The 24,926-nt window shown below is 73.2% G+C and carries 24 protein-coding genes, 3 tRNA genes and 1 pseudogene; 19 read left to right on the top strand and 9 right to left on the bottom strand.

Annotated elements, in window-relative coordinates:
- Positions 1–59: 59 nt before the first annotated feature.
- The 3 genes from ACQ614_RS02970 to ACQ614_RS02960 form a co-directional block, all read right to left on the bottom strand.
- Positions 60–1,949: a transglycosylase domain-containing protein gene (locus tag ACQ614_RS02970; RefSeq protein ID WP_431676567.1), complete on the bottom strand. Its 1,890-nt coding sequence runs from the start codon at positions 1,947–1,949 to the stop codon at positions 60–62.
- Between the two features lie 268 nt (positions 1,950–2,217).
- Positions 2,218–2,667 (bottom strand): DUF2306 domain-containing protein, encoded by a 450-nt coding sequence (locus ACQ614_RS02965; RefSeq protein ID WP_431676566.1) that lies wholly within the window; start codon positions 2,665–2,667, stop codon positions 2,218–2,220.
- Entirely contained in the window at positions 2,652–2,843 is a 192-nt protein-coding gene (locus tag ACQ614_RS02960) for a hypothetical protein (protein ID WP_431676565.1), read from the bottom strand. The genes ACQ614_RS02965 and ACQ614_RS02960 overlap by 16 nt, the downstream gene beginning before the upstream one ends.
- 188 nt (positions 2,844–3,031) lie before the next feature.
- Between ACQ614_RS02960 and ACQ614_RS02955 the strand changes: the two genes are divergently transcribed.
- Positions 3,032–4,264: a histidine kinase gene (locus ACQ614_RS02955; protein WP_431676564.1), complete on the top strand. Its 1,233-nt coding sequence runs from the start codon at positions 3,032–3,034 to the stop codon at positions 4,262–4,264.
- Positions 4,261–4,935 (top strand): annotated as a pseudogene (locus tag ACQ614_RS02950) (response regulator); the annotation flags it as partial. The gene ACQ614_RS02955 and the pseudogene ACQ614_RS02950, both read left to right, overlap by 4 nt.
- A gap of 40 nt (positions 4,936–4,975) precedes the next feature.
- Here the strand turns inward: ACQ614_RS02950 and ACQ614_RS02945 are convergent.
- Together ACQ614_RS02945 and ACQ614_RS02940 are read right to left on the bottom strand one after the other, a co-directional pair.
- Positions 4,976–5,887 (bottom strand): SDR family oxidoreductase, encoded by a 912-nt coding sequence (locus tag ACQ614_RS02945; RefSeq protein WP_431676563.1) that lies wholly within the window; start codon positions 5,885–5,887, stop codon positions 4,976–4,978.
- Positions 5,884–6,495, bottom strand: coding sequence for a TetR/AcrR family transcriptional regulator (locus ACQ614_RS02940; protein ID WP_363487207.1), 612 nt, complete (start codon positions 6,493–6,495; stop codon positions 5,884–5,886). The genes ACQ614_RS02945 and ACQ614_RS02940 overlap by 4 nt, the downstream gene beginning before the upstream one ends.
- A gap of 293 nt (positions 6,496–6,788) precedes the next feature.
- Between ACQ614_RS02940 and ACQ614_RS02935 the strand changes: the two genes are divergently transcribed.
- The 4 genes from ACQ614_RS02935 to ACQ614_RS02920 all read left to right on the top strand — a co-directional run bounded on the left by ACQ614_RS02935 (position 6,789) and on the right by ACQ614_RS02920 (position 10,478).
- The gene (locus ACQ614_RS02935; protein ID WP_431676562.1) at positions 6,789–7,703 is read left to right on the top strand and encodes an ABC transporter substrate-binding protein; all 915 of its coding nucleotides are present in this window, start codon (positions 6,789–6,791) and stop codon (positions 7,701–7,703) included.
- Positions 7,704–7,900: 197 nt separating this feature from the next.
- Positions 7,901–8,581, top strand: coding sequence for a VanZ family protein (locus ACQ614_RS02930; protein WP_431676561.1), 681 nt, complete (start codon positions 7,901–7,903; stop codon positions 8,579–8,581).
- Between the two features lie 129 nt (positions 8,582–8,710).
- Positions 8,711–9,406, top strand: a complete 696-nt coding sequence (locus ACQ614_RS02925; protein ID WP_431676560.1) for a response regulator transcription factor — start codon at positions 8,711–8,713, stop codon at positions 9,404–9,406.
- Positions 9,399–10,478 carry a sensor histidine kinase gene (locus ACQ614_RS02920; protein WP_431676559.1) on the top strand — a complete coding sequence of 360 codons (1,080 nt, stop codon included), beginning with the start codon at positions 9,399–9,401 and terminating at the stop codon, positions 10,476–10,478. Before ACQ614_RS02925 ends, ACQ614_RS02920 begins: the two co-directional genes overlap by 8 nt.
- 23 nt (positions 10,479–10,501) lie before the next feature.
- Here ACQ614_RS02920 and ACQ614_RS02915 read toward each other — a convergent pair whose 3' ends face one another.
- On the bottom strand, positions 10,502–11,992 hold the full coding sequence (locus ACQ614_RS02915; protein WP_431676558.1) for an MFS transporter: 1,491 nt from the start codon (positions 11,990–11,992) through the stop codon (positions 10,502–10,504).
- A gap of 246 nt (positions 11,993–12,238) precedes the next feature.
- On the opposite strand from ACQ614_RS02915, the gene ACQ614_RS02910 reads away from it, so the two are divergent.
- The 6 genes from ACQ614_RS02910 (at position 12,239) to ACQ614_RS02885 (ending at position 15,432) form a co-directional block, all read left to right on the top strand.
- Positions 12,239–12,610 (top strand): YciI family protein, encoded by a 372-nt coding sequence (locus ACQ614_RS02910; RefSeq protein WP_431676557.1) that lies wholly within the window; start codon positions 12,239–12,241, stop codon positions 12,608–12,610.
- Positions 12,607–13,818: an RNA polymerase sigma factor gene (locus tag ACQ614_RS02905; RefSeq protein WP_431676556.1), complete on the top strand. Its 1,212-nt coding sequence runs from the start codon at positions 12,607–12,609 to the stop codon at positions 13,816–13,818. The genes ACQ614_RS02910 and ACQ614_RS02905 overlap by 4 nt, the downstream gene beginning before the upstream one ends.
- Before the next feature lie 162 nt (positions 13,819–13,980).
- Positions 13,981–14,958 carry a hypothetical protein gene (locus tag ACQ614_RS02900; RefSeq protein WP_431676555.1) on the top strand — a complete coding sequence of 326 codons (978 nt, stop codon included), beginning with the start codon at positions 13,981–13,983 and terminating at the stop codon, positions 14,956–14,958.
- Between the two features lie 149 nt (positions 14,959–15,107).
- Positions 15,108–15,180 (top strand) — tRNA-Gln (locus ACQ614_RS02895).
- 12 nt (positions 15,181–15,192) lie between these two features.
- A tRNA-Ser gene (locus tag ACQ614_RS02890) sits at positions 15,193–15,277 on the top strand.
- A 72-nt stretch (positions 15,278–15,349) separates the two neighbouring features.
- Positions 15,350–15,432, top strand: a tRNA-Tyr gene (locus tag ACQ614_RS02885).
- Positions 15,433–15,639: 207 nt separating this feature from the next.
- Here ACQ614_RS02885 and ACQ614_RS02880 read toward each other — a convergent pair.
- The gene (locus ACQ614_RS02880) at positions 15,640–16,488 is read right to left on the bottom strand and encodes a DUF4253 domain-containing protein (RefSeq protein ID WP_431676554.1); all 849 of its coding nucleotides are present in this window, start codon (positions 16,486–16,488) and stop codon (positions 15,640–15,642) included.
- A gap of 143 nt (positions 16,489–16,631) precedes the next feature.
- The gene (locus ACQ614_RS02875; protein WP_431676553.1) at positions 16,632–16,784 is read right to left on the bottom strand and encodes a hypothetical protein; all 153 of its coding nucleotides are present in this window, start codon (positions 16,782–16,784) and stop codon (positions 16,632–16,634) included.
- A gap of 107 nt (positions 16,785–16,891) precedes the next feature.
- Here ACQ614_RS02875 and ACQ614_RS02870 point away from each other — a divergent pair, with 107 nt between their 5' ends.
- The 3 genes from ACQ614_RS02870 to ACQ614_RS02860 all read left to right on the top strand — a co-directional run bounded on the left by ACQ614_RS02870 (position 16,892) and on the right by ACQ614_RS02860 (position 19,252).
- On the top strand, positions 16,892–17,512 hold the full coding sequence (locus tag ACQ614_RS02870) for a GNAT family N-acetyltransferase (RefSeq protein ID WP_431676552.1): 621 nt from the start codon (positions 16,892–16,894) through the stop codon (positions 17,510–17,512).
- Between the two features lie 336 nt (positions 17,513–17,848).
- Positions 17,849–18,439, top strand: coding sequence for a DinB family protein (locus ACQ614_RS02865; RefSeq protein ID WP_431676551.1), 591 nt, complete (start codon positions 17,849–17,851; stop codon positions 18,437–18,439).
- 183 nt (positions 18,440–18,622) lie between these two features.
- On the top strand, positions 18,623–19,252 hold the full coding sequence (locus ACQ614_RS02860) for an SUKH-4 family immunity protein (protein WP_431676550.1): 630 nt from the start codon (positions 18,623–18,625) through the stop codon (positions 19,250–19,252).
- A gap of 78 nt (positions 19,253–19,330) precedes the next feature.
- Here the strand turns inward: ACQ614_RS02860 and ACQ614_RS02855 are convergent, their stop codons facing one another.
- The gene (locus ACQ614_RS02855; protein ID WP_431676549.1) at positions 19,331–20,197 is read right to left on the bottom strand and encodes an AraC family transcriptional regulator; all 867 of its coding nucleotides are present in this window, start codon (positions 20,195–20,197) and stop codon (positions 19,331–19,333) included.
- A 542-nt stretch (positions 20,198–20,739) separates the two neighbouring features.
- Here ACQ614_RS02855 and ACQ614_RS02850 point away from each other — a divergent pair.
- The 4 genes from ACQ614_RS02850 to ACQ614_RS02835 all read left to right on the top strand — a co-directional run bounded on the left by ACQ614_RS02850 (position 20,740) and on the right by ACQ614_RS02835 (position 24,908).
- The gene (locus ACQ614_RS02850; protein ID WP_431676548.1) at positions 20,740–21,990 is read left to right on the top strand and encodes a hypothetical protein; all 1,251 of its coding nucleotides are present in this window, start codon (positions 20,740–20,742) and stop codon (positions 21,988–21,990) included.
- A gap of 40 nt (positions 21,991–22,030) precedes the next feature.
- Complete coding sequence (locus tag ACQ614_RS02845; protein WP_431676547.1) at positions 22,031–22,999, top strand: endonuclease/exonuclease/phosphatase family protein; 969 nt, start codon at positions 22,031–22,033, stop codon at positions 22,997–22,999.
- 90 nt (positions 23,000–23,089) lie between these two features.
- Entirely contained in the window at positions 23,090–23,857 is a 768-nt protein-coding gene (locus ACQ614_RS02840; RefSeq protein WP_431676546.1) for a class I SAM-dependent methyltransferase, read from the top strand.
- 526 nt (positions 23,858–24,383) lie between these two features.
- On the top strand, positions 24,384–24,908 hold the full coding sequence (locus ACQ614_RS02835) for a hypothetical protein (RefSeq protein WP_363487237.1): 525 nt from the start codon (positions 24,384–24,386) through the stop codon (positions 24,906–24,908).
- The last annotated feature ends 18 nt before the right edge of the window (positions 24,909–24,926 follow it).

Below are 24,926 nucleotides of genomic sequence, written 5' to 3'. Positions count from 1 at the left end.
CGGCCGGTGAGGGGCGCGGGGGAACTGCGCAGGTCCCCGCGCCCCTCGCCCGGCTCCGGCTACCCGGTGGGCTGCCGGTTGTAGGCGGTCCAGATCTTCGTCGGCCAGGCGGAGACGGGGTCGGTTGCCGCGGCGCCGCCGATCCCGTCCAGCGGGGACAGCTCCAGGCTCTTCGGGTCCATCCGGAAGACCGTGACCGCGGTGCTGACCTGACCCCGGTAGCCGACGAACCAGCCGGCGGTGCGGTCCTCGGTCGTCCCCGGCTTGCCCGCGGCCCCGGGGCCCGCCGCGGCGGCCTCGTGGGCGCTGCCGTCCCGGACGGCCTCCCTGAGGGCGTCGTCGACCCGGTCGGCGACCTGCTCCGGCAGCGCCCTGGCGGGGGCGGGCCGGATCAGTACGACCGGGCTGCCGTTCCGGGCCACCGAGGTCACCGAGTACGGGTCGGTGTGCATGCCTCCGGCCGCGAAGGTGCCGTACGCGGCGGCCGTGCGGATCGCGCTGGGCCGGGAGTTGCCGAGGGAGAACGACGGCACCAGGTCGCCCAGGGTCTCCGGCAGCAGCCCGAGGGAGGCCGCGGTCGCCCGGACCCGGTCCAGGCCGACGTCCATGCCGAGCTGCACCAGAGGGCCGTTCACCGACTGCGCCACGGCCGTGCGCAGACCGATGCTGCCCCAGCTCCGGTGGCCGTCGTTGGCGGTCTTCGCCATCCGCCCGTCCCGGCCCCAGTACGGGCCCTCCGGGGTCATCACCGGCACCCCGTCGTTGCCGTCGTAGCGCGTCGCCGGGCTGACCGGGCTCCGCCCTCCCTCCCGGCCCTTCCGGATGCCCTGGTCGAGCCCCGCCGCATAGACGAACGGGGTGAACGCCGTGCCGACCGGGACGTTGGAGGTGTTGGCGTCGTCGAAGCCCTGCTTCAGGTAGTCGGGTCCGCCGTACACCGCGACGATCCGCCCGTCCGCGGCGACCGAGGCGGCGCCGATGTGCACATGGCGGTCGGCCTCCCGCGCCGGGTCCAGGGCCGGGCCGGCTCCCCGGACGGCGGCGGTGAGCGCGGCCGTCCGCTGCCGGTCGAAGGTTGTGCGGATCTGGTAGCCGCCCAGGTCCAGCTGGGCGGGGGTGATGCCGGAGTGGCCGACGACGTAGCTCTGGGCGAGGTCCACCAGGTAGCCGGTCTGGCCGGCGAGGCCCTGCGGGGCCGGCGGCGGCACCGGGTCGGGGAAGACCCTGTACGTGGCGCGTTCGGCCGCGGACAGCTTCCCGGTCTCCACCATCCGGTCCAGGATCCAGGACCACCGGTCGACCGCCCGGCGGCGGTTCTCCGGGCCGAGCGCCGGGTCGTACAGCGACGCGCCCTTGAGCAGCGCGGCGAGGAAGGCGGCCTCGCTCGGGTTCAGCGCCGACACGTCCTTGCCGTAGTACGCGGCGGCGGCCCGCTGGATGCCGTAGCTGCCCCGGCCGAACCAGCTGGTGTTCAGGTACCCGGCCAGGATCTCGCGCTTGCTCAGCCTGCGGTCCAGCTTGACCGCTATGACGATCTCGCTGGTCTTGCGGGAGAGGTCCCGGTGCTGGTTCAGGTAGATGTTCTTGACGTACTGCTGGGTGATGGTCGACCCGCCCTGGGACTCGCCGCCCGAGACCGCGGCCCACAGCGCCCGGGCGATGCCCTTGGGGGAGACCCCGGCGTCCGACCAGAAGGTCTCGTTCTCCGCCGAGAGCACCGCCCACTGGACCGGCTCCGGCACCCGGTCGAGCGGCACCTCCTGCCGGTTCACCCAGCCGGTGCGGGCCATCTCGGTGCCGTCCGCCCAGTAGAAGACGTTGTTCTGCTGGGTGGCGAAGGAGTTGAGGTCCTCCGGGACGTCCGTGCGGACGTACAGCCAGCAGGCCGCACCCGCCACCGCCGCGAAGGCGGCCAGCAGCACCCCGACTAACTGCCGCCAGGACGGCACCCACCGCCGCACCCCGCGCCTACCCCTCCGGGGGTACTCCGGCCGCAGCCGCAGCCGCCGCAGCACCCTGCGGACCCTGCCCGCCCGGCCGCCGGCCCGCGGCCGTCTCCCCGGCTCCACCGTGAGGCTCCGGCCCTGCTCTGGGTCACGCACACTCCGCTCCGATCCGTCGACGCCGATGACACCCCCCGCCCGTACAGACGCGTCGGGCACGGGACGGCGTCACGTGATCTTCGTCATGACCACGACGGGAACCGGCGTGCAGCGGTCAGACGTCCCGTTGGTGACGGAGGATCAGCCGTTCGGCGACCAGGAGGTTGAGCAGCCAGCCGATCCAGGCGCCGGGGACGTAGGCGTGCTCGAAGGAGACACCTGCGCCGGTGAGGACCGCCAGCCAGAGCCGGAAGGTCACACCGGTGAAGACCAGCGCGTACGAGCGGACCATCCACGTCCGGTGCAGGGCCACCCGGCCGCGCAGGACCGCCACGACCGCCGCTCCGGTGCTCACCAGGGTCAGGACGGCGAGGACGGCGAACCCGGCCGGGGCGAACGGCGGGTACAGGCCGACGGGCACCAGCAGCAGACCCCCGACGCCGGTTGCCGCGGCGGCCGGCACGTACACCCGGCCGGTCCAGCGGTGCAGGGCAGGGCGACGGGCCCGCAGGCGGGGCAGGAACTGCCACGGCCCGAGCAGCAGGGCGGTCACCGCGCCGCCCACGTGCAGGACCAGGGCGGGCAGGTCGGCAGGTAGGCGGCCCGCTGTTCCGCCAGGAAGGTGTCCGGATCGAGGGTGAGGTACGGCGCGGACACCAGGGCGACACCGGTCGCCAGCACGGTCATCGTGAGCCAGCCGGCCCGGCCCCGCAGGGAACGTCCGGCAGAGGTGGAAGTCATGCCCGGAGGCTAGGAGTCGGCAGGCCCCCGGGCCGTCCCCCGAGGAGGGGACGGCAGCCGTGCCCCCGACGGGCCACCGCCCCCTGGGAGGTGGACCCCGTGTACCCCGACAGGGCGATGCCGTACGGCGATTGCCCGGCTAGGGTGCGAAGCGGCCACCGCACGGCGCGATCCCCACCAGAGCACTGATGAGCCGACCGTCCCTTCCCTCCGGCCGGCCGCGGCCGACCGGCCCCGTACGGCGGCTCGCCGACCGCGGACGGGCGGCCGCCGGGGCCCTGCACGCGGCCCGCCCCTCCCCGGCCGTGGTGGACGGCGGGCCGGCCGGGGTGTTCCTCGTCGCCATGCTCGCCGAACGGCTCGCCGCCGCCGAGGAGATCGGGTCGCGGATGCCCGCCGCCCTGCTGCTCACCGCAGTGATCGCCGGTGCACTGGCACTGCGCCGCCGGGCCCCGGTCGCCGCCTACCTGGCCGGAACGGCGGGCCTGGTCGCCGAGGCGCAGTGGCTGGTCCCCGATCCGGTGTCGCCCTACGCGAACCTCGTCGGCCTGTACGCGCTGGGCCTCCACGCCGACCGCGCCCGGGCCCGGCTCGGGCCCCTGCTGGTGCTGCTCGGCATGGCCGGCTACTTCGCCGACCGGACGGGCGGCCTGCCGGACGTCCCGGCCGGAGCGCTGTTCCTCTGGCTCGTCGCGTGGGCGCTCGGCTACGCGGCCGCCCGGCGGCGGGAGGAGCAGGCCGACGCCCGCCGCGCCCTGCGCCGCCGTGTCGCCGCCGACGAACGGGCCTGGATCGCGGGGGAGTTGCACGACCTGGTCGGGCACTCCGTCAACGTGATGCTGGTCCAGGCGGGTGCCGCCCGCCGCACCGTCGAGCGCGACCCGCAGCGCGCCGCCGCCCTGCTCGGCGAACTGGAGCAGACCGGCCGCGACACCCTGGACGAACTCGACCGGGTACTCGGCCTGCTGGGCCGCACCGCCGCCGTCCCGCCCGGCATCTCCGAGCCCGCACCCGGCACCCCCGGCGGCCCCTCCCGGAGCCTGCAGCCCGGCCTGGCGGACCTGCCCCGCCTCGCGGCACGGCTGGCCCACGCGGGCATCGACGTGACCCTCCGGCTCGCCCGCCCCGCCGACCGGATACCCGTCACCGTCGACCGCTCCGCCTACCGCATCGTCCAGGAGGACCTGACCAACAGCGTCAAGCACGGCGCGGCCGCCGCCGCAGAGGTCTCCGTGGACCGGAAGGACGACGGCCTGGAGATCGTCGTCCGCGACACCGGCCGGGGGCCGGCCACCGGCTACACCCCCGGCCGCGGCCTGCTGGGCATCACCGAACGGGTCGCCGCGCTCGGCGGCACGGTGCGCCACGGGGGAGGCGAAGGGGGCGGCTTCCAGGTGTGCGCGCTGCTCCCGCTGCGATGACCGGGCCCGGCAGGATCAGGGTCGCGCTGGCGGACGACGACGCCCTGCTGCGCGCCGGGGTCGCGCTGGTGCTCGGCACGGACGACGCGATCGAGGTGGTCGGTGAGGCCGCCGACGGCCTCCGGGCCGTGGAACTCGCCCGCACGCTGCTCCCCGACGTCCTGCTGATGGACGTGCGGATGCCCGGCATCGACGGCATCGAGGCGACCCGCCGGATCGTGGCCGCCGGGCTCGGCATCCGCATCCTGGTGCTGACGACCTTCCAGCACCACGAGTACACCAGGGACGCACTGCGGGCCGGCGCGGACGGCTTCCTCCTCAAACGCGCCTCGCCCGAGCGCCTGATCGACGCCGTCCACACCCTCGCGGCCGGAGAGGCCCTGCTCGATCCCGCGGTCACCCGGGACGTGATCGCCCAACTGGCCGCCGCCGCCCCGGCGGTGCCGGCCCTGCCCGCCGCGGCCGGCGACGACCACCGGCTGGCCCGGCTCACCGGCCGGGAACGCGAGGTCCTCTGCCATGCGGCCGAGGGCCGCTCCAACGCGGAGATCGCCGACGAGCTCTACCTCGCCGAGTCCACCGTCAAGACCCACATGAAGCGCATCCTCGCCAAGACCGGCGCCCGCGACCGCGCCCAGGCCGTAGCCCTCGCCTACCGCACGGGCCTGATGGCGGCTCCTGAAGGGGCGTACCGCAAGGGGCACATCCCCGTCAGAGCGGTTCGCCGAGCGGGCCGTACTCGTCTTCCAGGCTCTCGGCCCAGTGGGCGGCGAAGTCAGGCTGCCTGCCGTCGGCGTCGGTGAAGCCGTACTCGCGGTACAGGCCCCAGGTGGCCAGTGCCCGGCCGGACTTGGCCATGACGTCGGGGTCGGCGGCCAGTGCGGCCACCGCCCGCCCCAGGTAGGCCGGGGTCTCGGAGTGCGCGAAGTTCGGGTCCTGGGCGGTGCCGTCCAGCCAGTTGGCCTCGGTGACGCCGAAGTGGTCCAGCATGGCCTCGGAGCGCAGGAAGCCGGGCGTGATCGCCACGGCCGCGACGCCGTGCGGCTTCAGCTCGGCGGCCTGGGCGAAGGCGAGGCGGATGACCGCCGACTTCGCCAGGTCGTAGAAGAACGAGCCGCGGTAGCGGGCGGTGTTGCCGTCGGTGACCTCCACGACCAGGCCGCCGCCACGGGCGACCATCAGCGGGAGTGCGAACCGGCTGGTGATCACGTGGGTCTCCACGGCCCGGCGCAGCAGCCGCAGGCCGGTCTCCAGGTCCTGCTCCCACAGCGGGTGCTCCCAGTCCGTCAGCGGATCGCCGCCCCACACGGAGTTGACCAGGACGTCGAGCCGCCCGTCCTGCTCGGCCGCGATCCGCTCGACGAGCGCCCGGACCTCGTCGGGCCGACTGTGGTCGGTGCGGACGGGGATGCCCTTACCGCCTGCCGCGGTGACCCGCCCGGCGGTCTCCTCGATGGTCTCCGGGCGGTCCAGGTCGGAGCGCCCGTCCGTGCTGCTGCGCCCGGTGACGTACACCGTGGCGCCGGCCGCGCCGAGTTCGACGGCGATGCCCCGCCCGCCGCCGCGGGTGGCTCCGGCGACCAGTGCCACCTTGCCGGCCAGGGGCCGCGGGTCGGTCGTCATGCTTCCTCCGGGTTGTCGTGGTGGGCGGTGTGCGGGGCCAGGAGGGTGGCGAGCTCGTGCGCGAGCCGCTGGGCGAGGGTGCCGTGGCGTTCCAGCGCCCAGGTGAGGCCCGCGCCTGCGGTGATCGCCTGGACGGACCCGGCCAGGGCCGCCGTGTCGGTGCCGGCCCGGAGCTCACCGGTGGCCGCGGCGTCCGCCAGGAGCCGTTCGATCGCCCGGCGCTGCGCCAGGTGTGCTGCCAGGGCGTGCTCGTGGAGCTGCGGGTCGGTGAGGTCCGTGCACAGGAAGGCCAGGTGGTTGGCGAAGCGCTCGGGCGTGTCCATCGGTGCGAGCCATTCGGTGACCAGGGCCGACAGCGCGTCGAGTGCCGTTCCGTGCTCCGTGCGTGCCCGCTCGGACACGGCGTCGGCGTCCTTCACGGACTGCTCGGCGAGCGCCGCGAGGAGACCGCGCTTGGAGCCGAACCGCTGGACGAGGGTGCCGGGCACCAGCCCGACCTCCCGGGCCACGGCCGCCAGCGTCAGCCCCGCAGGGCCGACCCGTCCGACCACCTCGGCGGCCGCGCGGAGGATCACCACGTCGTCGATCCCACGAGGGCGTCCGGCCATTCCCACTCCCGCCATTAATAAATGCCTGTTCATTCATTAAAGCGCCCGACCCGTGGGCCGGCAAGCCGCGCCGGCCCCGGCCGGGCAGGGGGACCCCCCGGCGAGCCGTTCGCGGTCGCTCGATTATGATCGGCCGAGTACAGCGTCCCTTCGGAGGTCGCCGGGCGTCGTCCCGGTCGGCCTCGGCGGCCGGAGGCGACTCATCTCACCGGAGCGGGGCCAGTGAGAGCCTTCGGACCACTGTCATCGTCGTGTCCCGAACTTGCCGCGCTCTGCAAAAACTTGGGAAAACGATGACTTCTCTGTCCGGGCGCGGCCGCACCGCCGTCACCGCCGTCCTGTCCTCCGCCCTCCTGCTGAGCGCCTGCAGCGCAGGCAGCTCCGCGAAGGGCGAGGCCGACCTCCACGAGCAGCTCCCCGAGGCCGTCAAGAAGGCCGGCGTGATCCACGTCGGCGCCTCCCTCACCGCCGCGCCGGTGGTCTTCCGCGGCCCGGACGGCGGGCCGGACGGCCTCGACCCCGACCTCGCCGCCGCCATGTCCAAGGTCCTCGGCGTCAAGCTCGAGTTCCAGGACGTCGGCCCGTTCAGCAACGTGCTGCCCGGGCTGCTGGAGAAGAAGTACGACATCGCGATGTCCGGCATCACCGACAACCTCAACCGCCGCCAGGGGCTGGACAAGAGCGGCAAGCAGGTCAACGACGGGGTCGACTTCGTCGACTACTACATGGCCGGCATCGGCATCATGGTCGGCAAGGGGAACCCCGAGAAGATCGCCAAGATCGACGACCTGTGCGGACACGGCGTCGCCGTGAAGAAGGGCACCACGCACAACGACCTCGCCGTCCGGCAGAAGGCCGTCTGCGACAGCCTCGGCAAGCCGCTGAAGGTCCTCGAGACCACAGACGACGCCGCAGCCATGGACGACGTGCGCAGCAGCCGGGCCGACGCCTACGTCACCGACTACCCCAAGGCGCTCTACAACTCCCAGGCGGTGGCCAACGGCCAGGCCTTCGACATCGCCGGGCCGCAGCTCCAGCCCAAGCCGTACGGCATCGCCCTGCGCAAGAGCGACCAGCAGCTGCGCGACGTCCTGGCGAAGGCGATGCGGCGGCTGGTCGCCGACGGCACGTACGAGGAGATCCTCACCCGGCGGCAGCTCACCATAGGCGCCATCCAGAGCCCGGTGGTCAACGGAGGCACCAGCTGACCCGGCAGCCGGGCACCCCGTGAGGGGCGCGTGGGGGCACCTCCCGGCCGAAGGCTGGGGGAGAACTGCGCGAACCGGAGGAAGCGGCGCCGCACCCGCCGACTCGCGCAGTTCCCCGGTGCCGGGGGCCCCGTGTATCGCGGGCGTATCGAAAATCGCATACGCCCCCGCAACGGCCCTCCGGCTCCAATGGGGGCATGAACCACACCGCATCCCTGCCGGCACCGCCCCGCCGCACGCGCAGGATCGTGCTCATCGGCCTGGCGGTCCTCGGTCTGGCGAGCGCCGCGTTCGTCGTACGGCGGCCGCTGATGATGTCCGCTCCGAGGTGCATGGCCGGGCGGTGGCACGGCTGCTTCGACACGTTCAACGGTGTGGTGCTCATGACGCTGGTCACGTTGCCGTTGGCCGCGCTGGTGGCGTGGGCCCTGGCGCGCCGTCGGCGTGCCGCCGGCGTCGCGCCAGCGTGGCCGATGGCGCTGGCCGAGGTCGGCATGGTCCACGGGACGGTGCCGTTCCTCTGGCTGACCATGATGCCGGGTGCCGGGGCCGGTACCGTCCCCGGCCGGGTGAGCCTGGTGCCGCTGCGGGACCTGCTCACGATGGGGCCGCTCGGGACGGTCGGCAACCTGCTGGTCTTCGCGGCGCTGGGGTTCTTCGCCCCGATGCGGTTCGCGGCGCTGGCGTCCGTGCCGCGGATCCTGGCACTCGGGGCGGGCTGCTCGGTCCTGGTCGAAACCGCACAGTACGTCCTGCAGCTGGACCGGGTGTCCTCCGTGGACGACGTCCTGGTCAACGCCGCCGGCGCCGTGCTGGCCGCACTGGCGTCGCGCCGCTGGTGGCGCACCACGGCGGAAGCGCCGTCCGGGCGCGAGTAGTTGCGGTACGGGGCCCTCGACCCGTCTGACGCGGAGCCTCCCCGCCTGCTCCGCCACGCCTCGACCGAGACCGGTGCGCACGCGTCTCCGCATACGCCGGCGATATGTCGTGCTGCTTAGGCTTCGGGCATGCGCGTACTGATCGTGGAGGACGAGCCCTACCTGGCCGAAGCCGTCCGTGACGGCCTGCGGCTGGAGGCGATCGCCGCCGACATCGCCGGCGACGGCGACTCCGCCCTGGAACTGCTCAGCGTCAACTCCTACGACCTCGCGGTCCTCGACCGCGACATCCCCGGCCCCTCCGGCGACGAGGTCGCCCGGCGCATCGTCGCCTCCGGCAGCGGCATCCCGATCCTCATGCTCACCGCCGCCGACCGGATCGACGACAAGGCTTCCGGGTTCGAGCTCGGCGCCGACGACTACCTCACCAAGCCGTTCGACCTGCGGGAGCTCGTCCTGCGGCTGAGGGCGCTCGACCGCAGACGCGCGTACGCCCGGCCCCCGGTCCGCGAGATCGCGGGGCTGCGGCTCGACCCCTTCCGCCGGGAGGTCTTCCGCGACGGACGCTACGTCGCGCTCACCCGCAAACAGTTCGCCGTGCTGGAAGTCCTCGTCGCCGCCGAGGGCGGGGTCGTCAGCGCCGAGGAACTGCTGGAACGGGCCTGGGACGAGAACGCCGACCCCCTCACCAACGCCGTGCGCATCACCGTCTCCGCCCTGCGCAGACGGCTCGGCGAACCATGGATCATCGCCACGGTGCCCGGCGTCGGCTACCGGATCGACGCCGGCACGGACACCACCGCCCCCGGCGGTGCGCATGCCTAGACGTTCGGGGCTCAGCGTCCGACTGAAGCTCACCCTCAGCTACGCCGGATTCCTCTTCGTCGCCGGAGCTCTCCTGCTGGCCGTGGTGTGGATGTTCCTGCTGCGCTACGTGCCCGACAACAGCCAGGGCCTGCTCGGGATCTCGCCCAACCGCTACCTCCTCGTGCACACCTTCGCCCCCGCTGCGGCCGTGGCGATGGCCTTCCTCCTGGTGTTCGGCCTGGTCGGAGGATGGTTCCTGGCCGGCCGGATGCTCGCACCGCTCACCCGGATCACGGCCGCGGCACGGACGGCCGGGAACGGGGCGCTGTCCCACCGGATCCGCATGAAGGGCCGCCGGGACGAATTCCGTGAGCTCTCCGACGCGTTCGACTCGATGCTCGAACAACTCGAGTCCCACGTCGCCGAGCAGCAGAGGTTCGCCGCGAACGCCTCCCACGAGCTGCGCACCCCGCTGGCGATCTCGCGGACGCTCCTCGACGTCGCCCGCAAGGACCCCACGCGGGACCGGGGCGAACTCGTCGAACGCCTGCACGCCGTCAACGCACGGGCGATCGACCTCACCGAGGCCCTCCTGCTGCTCAGCCGCGGCGACCGCGGCAACTTCCCCCGCGAGAGCGTCGACCTCTCGCTCGTCGCCGAGGAAGCCGCCGAAACGCTGCTTCCCCTCGCCGAACAGCGCCGGATCACGCTCGACGTCACCGGCGGGGCGGCCCGGACGAGCGGCTCCGCGGAGCTCCTGCTGCGGATGGTGACGAACCTCGTCCAGAACGCCGTCGTCCACAACCTCCCCGCCGGCGGCAGCGTGACGGTCCACACCGAGACACACGGCGACACGAGCGTGCTGCGGGTCGAGAACACGGGCCGCCGGCTCCCACCGGAACTGGTACCGACCCTCACCGAACCCTTCCGGCGCGGAACGGAACGCGTACGCACCGGCGAGCACGCCGGCGTCGGCCTCGGCCTGGCCATCGTGCACAGCATCGTCCGCGCCCACGACGGGACCCTCGACCTGGCCCTCCGACCCGCCGGCGGTCTCCTCGTCACGGTCCGGCTCCCCGGCACGCCGTAGGCACGCCCCCGAGCCCGGCACCGCTACGGGCGGGTCGCCTCGTACTCGGGCACCGGAGCCGCGGTGGTCCTGGGCGCCGGGCGCATGGCCAGGGTCAGACAGGCCAGCCCGGCGAAGACGGCCGCGGCGACGGCACCGGTGACGTGCAGGCCGGCGGTGAACGCCTCCCGCGCGGTGTGCAGCAGCTCCGCGCCCCGGCCGTCCGGAAGGCGGTGGGCGGCGGCGACCGCGCCGGCCAGGGAGTCTGAGGTACCGTCCGTCCGGCTCCGGTAGACCACTGCGGCCAGCGAACCGAGCAGTGCGAAGCCGAGCGAACCGCCGAAGTAGTTCCCGGTCTCCGACATCGCCGCCGCCGAGCCCGCGCGCTCCGGCGGCACGGACCCGAGGACCAGTCCGGTGCCGAGCGCGAACAGCGGCCCGGTGCCCAGCGCCAGCACCGTGATGCCGGCCACCACCAGCGGCAGGGCCCCCGCACCGTCGGCGCCGACCAGCAGCAGGCTGCCCAGCGCCGACACCACCAGCCCGCCGGCGATCGCGGTGGTCGGCCTCGTCCGCCGGGCCAGCGCCGGCGCCACCACGGTGCCGACCGCCACGCCCAGGCCCATCGGGGCGAACAGCACCGCCGACGCGAGCGGCGAACGGCCCAGCACGCCCTGCAGGTACTGGGTCACCAGCAGGCCCGTGCCGGCCATCGCGATGCCGGCGAAGACCAGCGCGACCAGGACGGCCGTGAACGGGCGGTTCCTCAGCAGCCGCAGGTCCAGCAGCGGCGCCTCCACCCGCAACTGCCGGCGCACGAACAGGAGACCGACGGCCGTGCCGGCGACCAGCGCCGCCGCCGGCACGGCCGGCACGCTCCCGACGGCCAGCCGCTTGATGCCGTACACCGCCAGCAGCACCGCCACCAGCGACAGCCCCACTCCGGCCGGGTCCGGCCGGCCGGCCCGGTCGCTGCGGAACTCCGGCAGCAGCACCGGCCCGGCGAGCAGCAGCACCATCGGCGGTACGGCCGCCAGGAACACCGAGCCCCACCAGAAGTGCTCCAGCAGCAGCCCGGCGAGTACCGGGCCGAGCGCGCCGCCGGTGAACTGGCAGGCCGCCCACACCGCGACGGCCTGCCCGCGCTGCCGTTCGTCACGGAACATGCTGGTGATCAGGGCGAGCGTGGACGGCGCCAGGGTCGCGCCCGCGGCGCCCAGCAGCGCCCGCACGACGATCAGCATCAGCGGGCCGGTCGCGAAGGCGGCCACGACCGACAGCACCGCGAACGCCGCTGCGCCGGTCATCAGCAGCCGTCGGCGGCCGATCCGGTCGCCGAGCGTGCCCGTGGTGATGACCAGCCCGGCCACCACGAGGCCGTAGCCGTCACTGATCCACAGCTGCTCGACGCCCGTGGCGCCCAGGTCGGCGCTCAGCTGTGGGAGCGCGAGGAGCAGCGCCGTCACGTCCATCGCGACGATCAAGGTCGGCAGCATGAGGAGGGCCAGCCCCAGCCGTGCCCGGGTGACTCGCATGTCAGGAATCCTGTTCTCTCGACGTTCTGCGGGGCGGTCGGAGCGGCCGGGCGTTTCTTGACACCGCTCGGACTCGGATCCCGCGAGGGCCGCACCGTCCGGGCGGTGCGGCGGCGCGCAGCCGGTGCGGACCCGTGCGAGATTTGCCCGCGGGGAGTTGCCGGGGGATGTCAAAACGGCGCGGGCGGCTCCGACCACCGGTCGAAGGGCCCCGGCCCGGGGCCCGTGAACGACGAGGAGTACGCGATGAAGTTCCTGATCGGCCTGCACATCAACCCCGCCGTGCTGGACGCACTGACCGACGAGGAGAAGGCGGCGATCGGCGCCGGCCACGGCAGGTTCATCGAGGCGCTGAAGGCGTCCGGCGAGCTGATCACCACCCAGGCGCTGGTCGACCCGTCCCAGGCCGCGGTGGTGTCCGTGCGCAACGGCCGGCCCGTGGTGACCGACGGCCCCTTCCTGGAGGCCAAGGAGTACCTGGGCGGCTTCTACCTGATCGACTGCGAGAACAAGGAGCGGGCGATCGAGCTGGCGGCGCAGATCCCCGACTCCGCGATCGAGGGCCTGGGTGTCGAGGTACGGCAGGTGATGTTCTCCGACGGACACTTGGAGGCATGACAGCTCCGGACTTCGAGGACCTGCTGCGTGGGCTCACGCCGCAGGTCCTCGGCACGCTGGTACGCCGGTACGGCCGGTTCGAGGGGAGCGAGGACGCCGTGCAGGAGGCCGTCCTCGCCGCCACCGTGCAGTGGCCGGCCGAGGGAGTGCCGGAAAACCCGCGCGGCTGGCTGGTCACCGTCGCCTCCCGGCGGCTCATCGACCGGATGCGCAGCGACCGCGCCCGCCGCGAGCGGGAGTGGGCGGCCGCCGCCGAGGTGGTGCCCGAGGACGTGCCGGACACCGACGACACGCTGCTCCTGCTGTTCCTGTGCTGCCACCCTGCACTGACCGCGGCGTCGCAGATCGCCCTGACGCTGCGCGCGGTCGGCGGTCTGACCACGGCCGAGATCGCCCGCGCCTTCCTGGTGCCGGAGGCCACCATGGCGGCCAGGATCAGCCGGGCCAAGCAGCGCATCAGGGCGGCCGGCAGCTCGTTCGTCCTGCCGGACGGCCCGGAGCGCGAGGAGCGGCTGCAGGTCGTCCTGCACGTGCTCTACCTGATCTTCAACGAGGGCTACACCGCCTCCTCGGGCAGCGAACTGCACCGCGCCGACCTCGCCCGAGAGGCGATCCGGCTGGTCAGGGCGGTGCACGCGCAACTGCCCGAGGACGGCGGGGTGACCGGCCTGCTCGCGCTGATGCTGCTGACCCACGCCCGCCGGGAGGCCCGTACGACGGCGGGCGGCGACCTCGTGCCGCTGGACGAGCAGGACCGCACCCAGTGGGACCGCGCACTGATCGACGAGGGCACGGACCTGGCCAAGGCCGCCCTGGCCGGCCCGGCCCTGGGGCCGTACCAGCTGCAGGCCGCCATCGCCGCCACGCACGCCGACGCGGCCACCGCGAAGGAGACCGACTGGCCGCAGGTGCACGCCCTCTACCTGATCCTGGAGCGCATCGCACCCAACCCGATGGTCACCCTCAACCGGGCCGTCGCCCTCGCCGAGACCGAGGGCCCGCAGGCCGGACTGGCCCTGCTGGCCACCCTCGACGGCGACGACCGGATGGCCGGGCACCACCGGCTGCTGTCCGTACGGGCACACCTGCTGGAGAAGACCGGCGACACGGCCACGGCGTACGAGCACTACCGGCGCGCCGCGAAGTCCACCGCCAGCCTCGCCGAGCAGCGCCACCTGGAGTCCCGCGCCGGCCGGGTCAGGCCGTAGGGCGTGTCTTCCGAGCTCATGGGTGCCCCAGCGCCCCTGAACCGACCACCCGCGTGCCCTTTGAGGACGGGCCCTGGCGTCCTCGCCTCCTGGCCCGGCCGACCGGAGAGGTGCGTCGGCGGACGCTGCTACCGTCACGGTGATCATCAAGGGGGATCCACGGTGGACGGCACACGGATCGCGGCACTCGCCGAGCGGCTCACAGGCACCGACTGGGGCGACAGCACGGACGAGGCCGGGGAGCAGGCGGTGGCCGAGCGGTTCGGATGGGCGTGGTCGGTCACCCCCGGCGGACCGCGGGCCGCCACCGGGCTCGCCGCGGACGGCGCCCGGGTCGACCGGATCGTCAGCACGCCCTGGGGCGGAGAGGAGTTCGCAGAACTCGCCGTTCCCGTGCTTCGGCCGGGCGGCGCAGCCCTCGGCCACGCCCGGGCGTTCCGGTACGCGGCCGGCGCCGTGCGGGGCGTCCTCGGCCACCCCGACACCGTCGGCTCCTACGGCACCACCGACCCGTACGGCCGGCGGACCGGCAGGCGCTGCGACTGGGGCGCGCCCCACCTGCGCCGGGAGGGCGTCGCCGGCGGCCGCCGCGTACTGGAGCTGACCGCCGGAGCGGACGGGCCGGAGTTCCTGCTGCGCTCCGGGTCCCGGCTGTTCGCGATGCGCCACCACTGGCGGTACGAAGCCGAACTCCGGACCGGCTTCACCGGCACGGGGGAGGACGAGGACGACGATGCCGACGAGGAGGGGCGCGGCACCCGGCGGAACGGCCGTCGCGGCGCTGCCGGGGGACGGCGGCGCGGTCCGTGCGGGCGCAGGGGACCGGGCCCACGCGGCGAGCGCGAGGACGAGCACCGCGGGAATCGCGGACGCCAGGACCCAGCCACGGGAGTACGGGCGAGGAGACGCGGCCATCGGGGCCTCTTTCCGGTAGAACGGCACTGCCGAGGTGCAGGGCACGGGCGGCTGCGCACACCCCGCACAGAACAGGAGATCCGCAGCAGCCCCCGGAATAACCGAAACCGCCCCGCCCTGCGCGGCCGGGTGGCCGGTGGCCCTAAAAACCGGTTGTCCCCTCGATCGGGCGTGCGGCACAGTGGGCGCATCGCGCCGGACGACCAGGAAGGAGCGCGACCGTGAACACCACCACCCGTGGCCAGTCCTATCAGCGCTCCTCGAGTTCCCAGTACAGCGGGACGTCCTCGTAGCGCGCTGACCGGCCCCTGTGGCCGGGCCGCCCGCGGGGATCGTTCCCCGCCCGGGCGGCCCTTTTCCGTGCCGCCCACCCGTGCCGGATGGTGCAACTGGCAGCACACCTGACTCTGGATCAGGAAGTTCGGGGTTCGAATCCTCGTCCGGCAGCGCAACACACCAGGAGAGTTGGCCGAGTGGTAAGGCAGCGGCTTGCTAAGCCGTCGTCGGGGTCACACCCGCGCGCGTTCGATCCGCGCACTCTCCGCGCAGCACAATCAGCAGTTCACGGAGGAGACCGCGGCCGGCAGGCTGCACCGGCCGCGGTCTCCTCCGCCAGGGGCGAGCTGGGCACTGGAGAGCCCAAGGGTCTGTAAAACCCCCGCTTCGGCTGTGGCGGTTCGAATCCGCCCTCGCCCACCACACCTCCGTCCGCGAGCACTCAGCGAGCCGGTTTCCAGACAGGTGCCGTGCAGATGATGTAGCCCTTGGGGTCACGCCAGGGCGTGCGGTTGTCGCTGAACCAGCGCGCCGCCGGCACCGTCCGGATGTTCGCTGTCGAGGCGGTGCGTGAAGATGCGGGTCCGAAGACCGTCCAGGCTCACGTACTCGGCCACGACGGCGGTCGGGTCAGTCCCACCACAGCGTCCAGCTGTCGGCACCGACGAGGCTCTCCGCGTACACGGCCAGAGAGCCGACGCCCTGCAGGATGTTGTCGGGACAGACCGCCAGGTGCTCGGCAGCTGCCAGGTGTGCCTCGTCCACGCCGGTGGGCGGGTCCGCGATGCTGAGCCAGAGGGTGTCGAAGCCGGCACAGACGACCTGAGCCCCGAAGCGCTGCCCCCAACTTCCGATCACCGCAGCAATCCTGCCGATGTCTTTCTCGTGGTTGGCCGGGCCGCTCCACCCGCAGGCGGCCAGCGCGGCGGCACCGTTGTCGGCCGGGACGAGTCCGATTCGAAGGGCCGGACGACCGCGCAGCAGCCGGGCGGCGTACGCCCGAGCGTGCGCGTCGGCGTCCACTGCCGAACCGGGCGCGGGCGTCTGCCCCGGCCAGGAGGGGCCGAACGGGGCTGTGATGGCGGACCGCTGCTCGGCCTCGTCCGGATCGTCCGTCCGACACACAGCCACGTCCTCCCACGCTGCGCGCAGCAGGGTCGCGGCGTCGTGCTCGGCCGGGGACGACATCTCCCGCGGGTACAGCTCCTGGGACAGCCACGGGCGGAATTCCCGGTCGTCGTGCAGCGGAGCGAGGAGCAGCGGCCGGAGCCCCGAGTGCTGCCGCTCGCGGTGAAGTGCCTCCCAGAGTCCGGCCGGTGCCGGACCGTCGCTCATCCACATGACCGGTGTGGCGTCGTCGCCTTCGTCGGACCCGATGAGACGGCCGGCCGGGAGAGAGGTTGCCAGGGCCAAATGGCGGGCGGCCTCGGCCGGGAACAACGGGCGTACTTCAGCAGGCAGCGACGCGGAGACGGTCATGCCCACACGCTATGGGTACGCACCGACAGCAGGGCGAACCAATCCGTCCGCCGGTCGACGGCTCCGCTGACGACCCGGGGCGGCCGGAATAACCGGATGCGGCCCGGCCCGGCGGGTCCCTACGGTGGGGGGATGGAGTCGGTTCAGGTCAGGCTGATGTGCGAGGACGATCTCGCCTCGGCGGAACGCGCATCCGCGGTGACGTTCTTCGAGGCGGAGCGGAGCACCCGGCGGGTCAGCGACCCGGAGGCCAGGCCGCGTTCGGCAGCCGCCTCGCAGCAGTGGATCGACCGCATGCGGTACTACCTGGGCGTCGACCCGGGAGGCTGCTGGGTCGCCGTGGCGGAGGAGTCCGGCGCCTCCGAGGTCGTGGGGCTTCGCCGTCTCGCAGAACCGCGGGCCGTTGTGGGTCCTCGCGACCTACGGCGTGCTGCCGGGCCATCAGGCCCGCGGCATCGGGAAGCGGCTGATGGACGCCGCGCTCCGTCACGCCGACGGACGCCCCGGCATCTTCTCCTCTAGCGTCCATGCGGGTGCCACCCGCCGGTACCGGCTGGCGGGATTCTCCCTGCACCCGGAGATGCAGATGGTCGGCACCGTCGACCGGTCCATGCTCCCCGCGGTCCACGGCCTGCAGGAGGGCCGGGCCGACGACTTCGAGTGGATGGACCGGCTGGACCGGGACCTGCGCCTGGCCGGCCACGGCCCCGACCACGGCTACATGCTCGACACCCTGCGGCTGGTTGTGTCCCGGGACGCGGCGAAGCCGGGATACGTCTACATCGACGACCGCGGGCGGGCCTCGCTGCTGGCGGCCGCCCACCCGGAGACCGCACAGGAGCTGCTGTGGGAGGCCCTGGCCTCCTCGCAGGGCGACACCCTGGTCAACTGCATCACCACCCCCAACGAATGGGCGATCGACGTCGGCCTGGCCGCCCGCCTCGACATCGGCCAGGAGGGCTACATCGCCGTCCGCGGCATGCCCGTCCCGGCCCCCTACCTCGCCAGCGGGCACTTCCTCTGAACCCTGCGGCTCTTCGCCGTCCGCGGGACTGGCCCGGCTCTGTGATGCAGCAGGTGAGCACGGTGGACGAGAGGCTGTTCCACCGTTACCCGACCGACTTCGAGGAACCGAACGGCGAGGCGAACAGGTCCTGCTGCAACCCTCGGGCGTCGGCGTCACACGCAGGGTCGTTGCCGGCTTCCGGTTCGGTCGCACCGCCCGCCGACACCGCGGCCGGCGGAGCCGGTACTGAGGGGTTGGGATCGGGTTGATCGGCGCGGTGTACGTCAGAGGGGAGCGGCAGTAGAGTCCAGCTGAAACTTGCTGCAAGAACTTGCACTGCGAGAGGGTCCCGCCATGCCGAGAGTCGTCCCGCCCGTCGCCGATGAGCGTACGGCGCTGACCGCCTACCTGGCCCACCAGCGGCGCGCGCTGCGGGTCACCGCCTACGGCCTGACCGAGGAGCAGGCCCGCATGGCGGCCTCCCCCAGCGAGCTGAGCATCGGCGGTCTGATCAAGCACGCCGCACGGTGCGAGGGCTACTGGACCGACCTCGTCCTTCAGCAGCAGCGCGGGACGCAGCGGAAAGCGGACGAGTCGGACGCGGACGAGTTCCGACTCGCCCCGGACGAGACCCTCGCCGAGGTCCTGGCCGCGTACGCCGAGGCGGCCGAGCGGACGGACGAGGTGATCGCCGGTGTTCCGGACCTCGGGCAGGCCGTTCCGGTGCCGCAGGGGGCTCCGTGGATTCCGGCAGAGGTCAAGGAATGGTCGGTCCGCTGGGTCCTGCTGCACCTGATCGAGGAGACGGCACGGCACGGCGGCCACGCCGACGTCATCCGCGAGGGCATCGACGGCGCAACCTTCGACCCGCTGCTCGCCGCAGCCGAGGCGTGGCCCGCCCCATGGGTCCAGCCGTGGGAACCCGCTTCCCCGGGCGTCGGCTGACAGCAAGTGCCGATCGATTGATCGTGCACCCGCGCCGGGCTGCGACTCGAACCTTGTGGGGAGTGGCGTCACCACCGTCACCCTCCGGGCAGTCCGCAGTCGCTGTCCCGCTCGCGCGCCGCCGACGGGCTGATACGGGACAGCCTTCAGCTCCGGGACTTCGCGAGCTACAGCAGTGCGGCGTTGGTCGACTTCAGCCCGTCCGGCTCGGCGCCGGGCCCGGGCGCGGAGGGTCTGCGGGAGCGGGAGACCGCGCCCAACCTGTTGCCCAGGGACGCCTGGTGGGACAGCGAACGGCTGACGCCCGGGGATGTGCAGCCGTACTACCGCGGTCTGGTCCTCGCAGACCCGGTGCGGCTCGCCGAGGCGACCGGCGGCGCGGAGGCGGCCCGGGCGCTGGGCTCGCTGGGACTGCCCGAGATCTCGGCACTCGGCTGGTTGGACACCGATCGGGCCCTGACGGAACTGGCTGTCGAGGACGGCCGGCTGGTGGTCGCACACGTCCACGGGGATCCGGCCCTCTGGGTCGACCTCACCACCGGCCGGGTCCTGGACTCGTACGGCGGCACGGTCAACAGTTCGCTCACCGCGTTCGCCGCCTGCCTCGCGATGAGCGACTGGGCGCTGTGCCTGTCGGTCGGCCGCGACACCCGTGGCGACGACCTCATGGATGAGCACTACGCCTTCCTGGCCTTCGTCCGGTCGTCCCTCGCCCGGATCGACCCGGCGGCCGCGGCCGCGGCCGACGCGGAGGGCGGGACGTGGTGGTGGCGGGCACAGACTGAGGACCACTGCTATTCGTTGGGTGCCTGACCTCGCCGGTGCGGCAGATGTGCCGGGCCCGGCCGGCGCACCCCCAGGGTGAGCCGGCCGCGGCCCGGAACACCGGCGTCAGGGCGCGCTGCGCACCACGGGAATCCACAGCTCGGCATCGGCATGCGCGCCGTCCGGCGACAGCCGGGTACTGAGGATCTCCGGGCCCGGCCTGCTCTCGTACGGGTTGGACGGGAACCACTGGGTGAACACGTCCCGCCACATGTACTGCAGGGCCTGCGGGAACGGCCCCGAACTGTCGAACACCGCCCACGTCCCGGCCGGCACCGGGAGCGCGTCCAGATCCTCGGGCGCCGGACGGCCGGTCACCGCCGCGTGGTAGTAGTCGACGTCGACCCCCTCGGCGCGCCCGGCAGCAGGCAGCACGCTCACCGACACCACCCCGGCCGGCTCCTGGTCGCTGAGCTGTGCGATCTGTTGCACGGTCTCCTTGCCGAGGCCCCGGATGAAGGCGGCGATCGCCGGATTCACCCCCTCGTGCACCAGCGGGACGGTCACCTTGCACCCGACCACCCGGAACTCCCCCTTCTCCACGATCCGGTACCGCATACTGCTGCTCCCTTCGACGACGAGGCGGAAGGACATCCGGGGCTGGGACTGCAGCGCTGCGCCGGTCTCCCTGGCCTCGCGCGGCCCGACGCCGTGCATGGCGCGGAACGCCCGGGCGAACGCCTCGCCGGAGCCGTAGCCGTGGCGCACTGCAATGTCGAGCAGTGTCCGCCGACCGGCCAGCACTTCGGCGCCGGCGAGGGTCAGGCGCCGCCGCCGGACGTACTCCGACAGCGGGATGCCCGCCAGCGCGGAGAACAGCCGCCGCAGGTGGTACTCCGACGTCGCCGCGACACGGGCGAGTTCGGCCGCCTCGATCTCCTCGCCGAGGTGGCCCTCGATGTACTCCATGGCCTGGTTCAACCGCTCCAGCACCCCGGTCTCCTTCCTGTTCTGCCGTCCACGCTAGGCCGCCGCGCCGGCCGCCCACCCGACATCCTGTGCCCGTTCCGGTCTGGTCGCCGACCGCGCCAGGCGGCGGGGCCGCCCAGGCAGGTGTGCAGCAGGTAGTGCGCCGAGATGGCGGTGACGCCTGCGGTGCGGGGCGCTCCTCGCCGCAACCGCAGCAACCGCAGCAACCGCAGCGACCGCCCGGGCCATGACCGCGAGCCGCCGCGACCGCACCCCACTGTGACGGAATGTCACGAAGTCGAGGCGAAGCGCAGGTTCATTGTCACAGCGAGTGAGTGCAGTTGTGCGGCCCGGTGAGCGGGGGAGAATGGATGGGCGGGGCGGACACGCGAGCCCCGCCCTTCCCCGCGCGCAGCGCCGAGGGCGCCCTGCCGCCGGTCCGGCTGCCCCGGGTCGGCCACGGCGGACAGCGCGCCCCCGCCCCGGCGCGTCGCGATCCGAGTCACGGTCACCGCCGTCGACGCATCCATTCTCTTCGGGGTGTTCTTCGGAAGAAGTGTTCCGAAATGGCTTTGTCGTACGACGAACTCCGCCATCTGTCGCGCGAGGTGGGGTTCGAGGAGAACGAGGTCGACGTCGCCGCCGCGGTGGCGATGGCCGAGTCGACCGGCCGGCCGGAGGCGGTCGGCGACGAGAACCTGGCCAACGCGAAGTGGGGTCCCAGCATCGGCCTGTTCCAGATCAGGTCGCTCCGCCGCCCGCAGGACTTCGGGTTCCCCGACAACCTGCGGGTGGAGGCGGCGCTGCGCGGGCCCACCTACAACGCCAAGGTCGCACACGCGATCCAGACCGAGGCGCGCGGCTGGTCGCCGTGGTCGACGTACACCAGCGGCCGCTACCAGGACTTCCTGCCGAACGGCGGCTCCGTCGGGCCGCGTCCGTCCAAGTCCAGCCTGCGCAGGTGCCTGGACCTGCTGATGGCCGAGGCGGGATACAGGGAGGGTTCGAACAACCACAACAAGTACGCCAAGGAGCTCATCGACGCCGGCAAGGCGCCGGCGTGGTGGCAGAACCAGCCCTGGTGCTACATCTTCCAGTCCTGGGGCACCTGGCGCGCGGGTCTCGAGGACTACTGCAAGCTGTCCGCCTCCTGCCCGGACGGAGTGCAGTACTACAAGCAGAAGGGCTGGTGGTCGGAGTTCCCGATGGTCGGCGCCGAGGTGTTCTACGGCGTGGCCGGCGAGCAGTTCGGCCCCGGCGGCTCCCACATCGAGCGGGTCCACCGGTTCGACCCCGAGCACATCTGGACGATCGGGGGCAACACCAACCTCACCGGTGCGAGCAACGGCGACGGCGTCTACAAGCGCGGGCCGATCCGCCGCCGCGAGGTGCGGGTGTACGGGTACGGCTGCCCGCCGTTCCCGGAGGGGCGGCTCTCTGCCGACCCCCGCTGGGGCGGCCGGGCCTCCGCCTCGTACACCGATCTTCCGCCGGCCACGTCGGGCTCGGACGGCCAGGACCCCAGGCCCTGGGTGTACCTCGGCCAGCTGGAGCACGCCATCGCCGCGGACGTCCTGGCGCCGACCGGCCACCGCTCGTACAGCTGGGAACAGGTGCTCGTGGTCGAGAAGGCGCTGGAGGGCGAAGGACTGCTCGACTCCCGCTGGGCCGACGGCTCCTGGGGCACCCTGACGCTCCGGGCCTACGCGGAGTGGCAGGAGCACTGCGGTTTCGCCGGAGCCGACGCCGACGGACACCCGGACCTCGAGTCCATGCAGAAGCTCGCCGACAAGTACGAATTCCGGGTCGGCAACTGACGGGCTGCCTGCAGCCCGGTCGACGGCGAAGGGAACAGCCGTGATCACCATAGGAACCTGGAACGTGGAGAACTTCTGCCGGCCCCTGCCGGCCGGCACTCCGCCCAACCCCAACAAGTGCGCCGCGAAGGACCAGGCGGCCTACGAGGCCAAGGTCGAAGCCCTGGCCGGAGTCGTCTCCGAGATCGCGCCGGACCTGCTCGGCGTCCAGGAGGTCGGCAGCCAGGAGGCCCTCGACGACCTCGTGGCCGCGCTGCCCGGCGTCTGGCACACCGCGGTGTCCGACCACCCGGACCCGCGCGGCATCCGGGTCGGCGTCATCAGCCGCAGCCCGCTGCTGGACGTCCAGCAGCGGCTCGCCTTCCCCACCCACCTCGGCGGCGTCCAGGTCAACGACGACGGCACCACCATCGACGAGATGGGCCGCGGCGGCCTCGCCGTCCGTATCGAGCCCACCCCCGGCCAGAGCGTCCACGTGGCGGTCTGCCACCTCAAGTCGAAGCTGCTCACCTTCCCCGGCGGCGGGCACAGCACCCACGACGAAGGCCTGCGCGCCCGCTTCGCCGCCTACGCGCTGTTCCGCCGCGGGGCCGAGGCCGTCACCATGCGCGACCTGGCCGACGACCTGCTGCAGGGCGACGGCAAGACGCGAGAGGTGATCGTGCTGGGCGACTTCAACGACGACTGGAAGGCCGCCACCACCCAGATCCTCTACGGCCCGCCCGGCTCCCAGATCGGCACCGGCGGCTTCGCACACCCCGACCAGGGCGACGCCAAGCGGCTGTGGAACCTCGCACCGCGCATCCTCGAACAGGGCGGCTTCTCCCGGCTCTTCGAGGGCCAGCCCGAACTGATCGACCACATCATGATCAGCCACGCCCTGCTGGCCAAGGTCACGGAGGTCTCCACCGGCAACGAGAAGCTCCCGAACGTCACGGAGGCCCACCCGACCGCCGCGCACGACAAGCCCTCCGACCACTCACCCGTCATCGCGAAGTTCGACCTGTAGCCCTGCCGCGGGGCCGGCGCCGGCGTCCGGGCGGCGCCGGTCCCGCGCCGGCCCTGCGCCGGCGGTGCCGCCCGTGTCAGGATGCTCGGCATGTCTGGTCGAGCACTGAGCTTCGGGACCATCGCGGAAGCCTATGAACGGCACCGGCCGGGGTATCCCGCCGAACTGTTCGACATGGTGGCGGCATACGCCGGCCGTCCCCTCCTTTCTGCTCTCGAGATCGGCGCCGGGACGGGCAAGGCCACCCGTCTGTTCGCCCGACGGGGCGTCACGGTCACCGCCACCGAGCCCGACGGGGCCATGCTGGCCGAGCTGCGCAAGCACGTTCCGCCGAGCGTCCGAACGGTGCAGGCAGCCTTCGAGGACCTGCGGCCCGGCGAGACGTACGGCCTGGTCTACGCCGCGGCCGCACTCCACTGGACGAACCCGGAGGGCCGGTGGCCGCGCACGGCCGCACTGCTGGAACCGGGCGGTGTGTTCGCCTCGTTCGGCGGCCCGGTCCGGTTGGCCGATCCGGCCGTGGAGGAAGCCGTCCGCACCGCACGGGCACCGTACCTGGACACCGACGAGATCCCGTCCCCGGACGGGACGCCCCCGGAGCGCGACATGCAGTGGCCGGGCACGGAACTGCAGCGCGCCGAGTGGTTCACCGACGTCCAACAGCACGTGATCGAAAGGCGCCTGACGCTGAGTGCCCACGACTACGTCGGCCACCTGTCGACCGTCTCCGCCTACCTCGTCCTGCCCGCCCCGCACCGGCAGCAGGTGTTCGCCCGCATCCTGCACACCCTCCCCGACGCCGTCGAGCTGTCCGCCGACATCACCGTCCACCTCGCCCGCCGACGCAACGGGCTGTAGTACCCGCAGCGCCCGGGCCGGCCGGCTGCGATGCGGAACGGCGGCACCGCGCCCCGGCCGGACGTCGCCGTGGTGTCCGGCGCCGCGTACTTCGTGCAGCGCGGCTCGACGGTGCACACGCTCTGCCTGACCGGGTCGTCCCGTCCTCGCCGCTGTCGGTGGGGTCGATCTTCCGCGCGCCGGTGATCCAGGGCCTGCGGCCGGCCGGCGGGGCGACGCCGATCCGGTGCACGGGCTGCGCGAGGGCGTCGGGCTGCGCATGGAGCTGCACCCCCCGACGCCCCGCGTTCCGGCGGTTCCCCGCGTTCACCGCCACCCGGCGGATGCCTGTCCGGTCCGCGTCTGCGACACTCCGGTGTGGCGCGACTGCATCGGTCGTGCCGGTCGTGATGGCGTATGTGTGCAGCGTGACGGTTGTCTCTTGTCGGCACGCGAATGCCATGGTTTGATCACGATGTTTCTTGTGGGTGGCCACCGCAGGTGGGGCGCCGCACCGGAGTGTGTCGGCATCCTGCACGCGGGGGTCGTGTCGGGGGTGATGGGGCTGTTCACGGATGCTGATCCCGTCGGAGGCGGTGACGAGCCGACTCCGGCGGAACTACGGGACCTGCAGGCGCGCGCGGACGCACTGGCGCGGGACGTCGCCGCGATGCGGGAGCGGCTGAGACAGCAGCCGGGCCTGCCGCGCGCCGTGCGGGCCTCCCTGCCGGGTGCGGTGGACGACGCCCTCGCTCAGGCGGCACGGCGGATCGGTACCGCGGCCGAGAAACTGGCGCGGGTGCGTGCCGCCCAGTGGCAGGGGTCGTGCACGGCGTGGTGGGGGATCTGCCCCCGCTGCGGGTCGGCGCTGCGGGCGGAGGGCAGCCGGTCCTGGTGCGAGGGGTGCGGCGCCGGATGGGGCTACGACCGGTCCCAGGGCCCGTGCGGCGAGCCGGGAACCTTCCTGGCCATGGACGAGCAGGGCGGAACGGTCGTGGTGTGCGCCGCGCACGGCCGGTACATGCAGGAGCGCCTGGACGGCGGTCTGCTGCTGGAGATCCCCACGGCGTAGCCGCCGCACGCGGTCGGT

The sequence above is a fragment of the Kitasatospora dryopteridis genome (assembly GCF_050749075.1).
Taxonomy (GTDB): Bacteria; Actinomycetota; Actinomycetes; order Streptomycetales; family Streptomycetaceae; genus Kitasatospora.
Note: the sequence above shows the minus strand (reverse complement) of the source record. Positions and strands in the feature narration are given on the sequence as shown.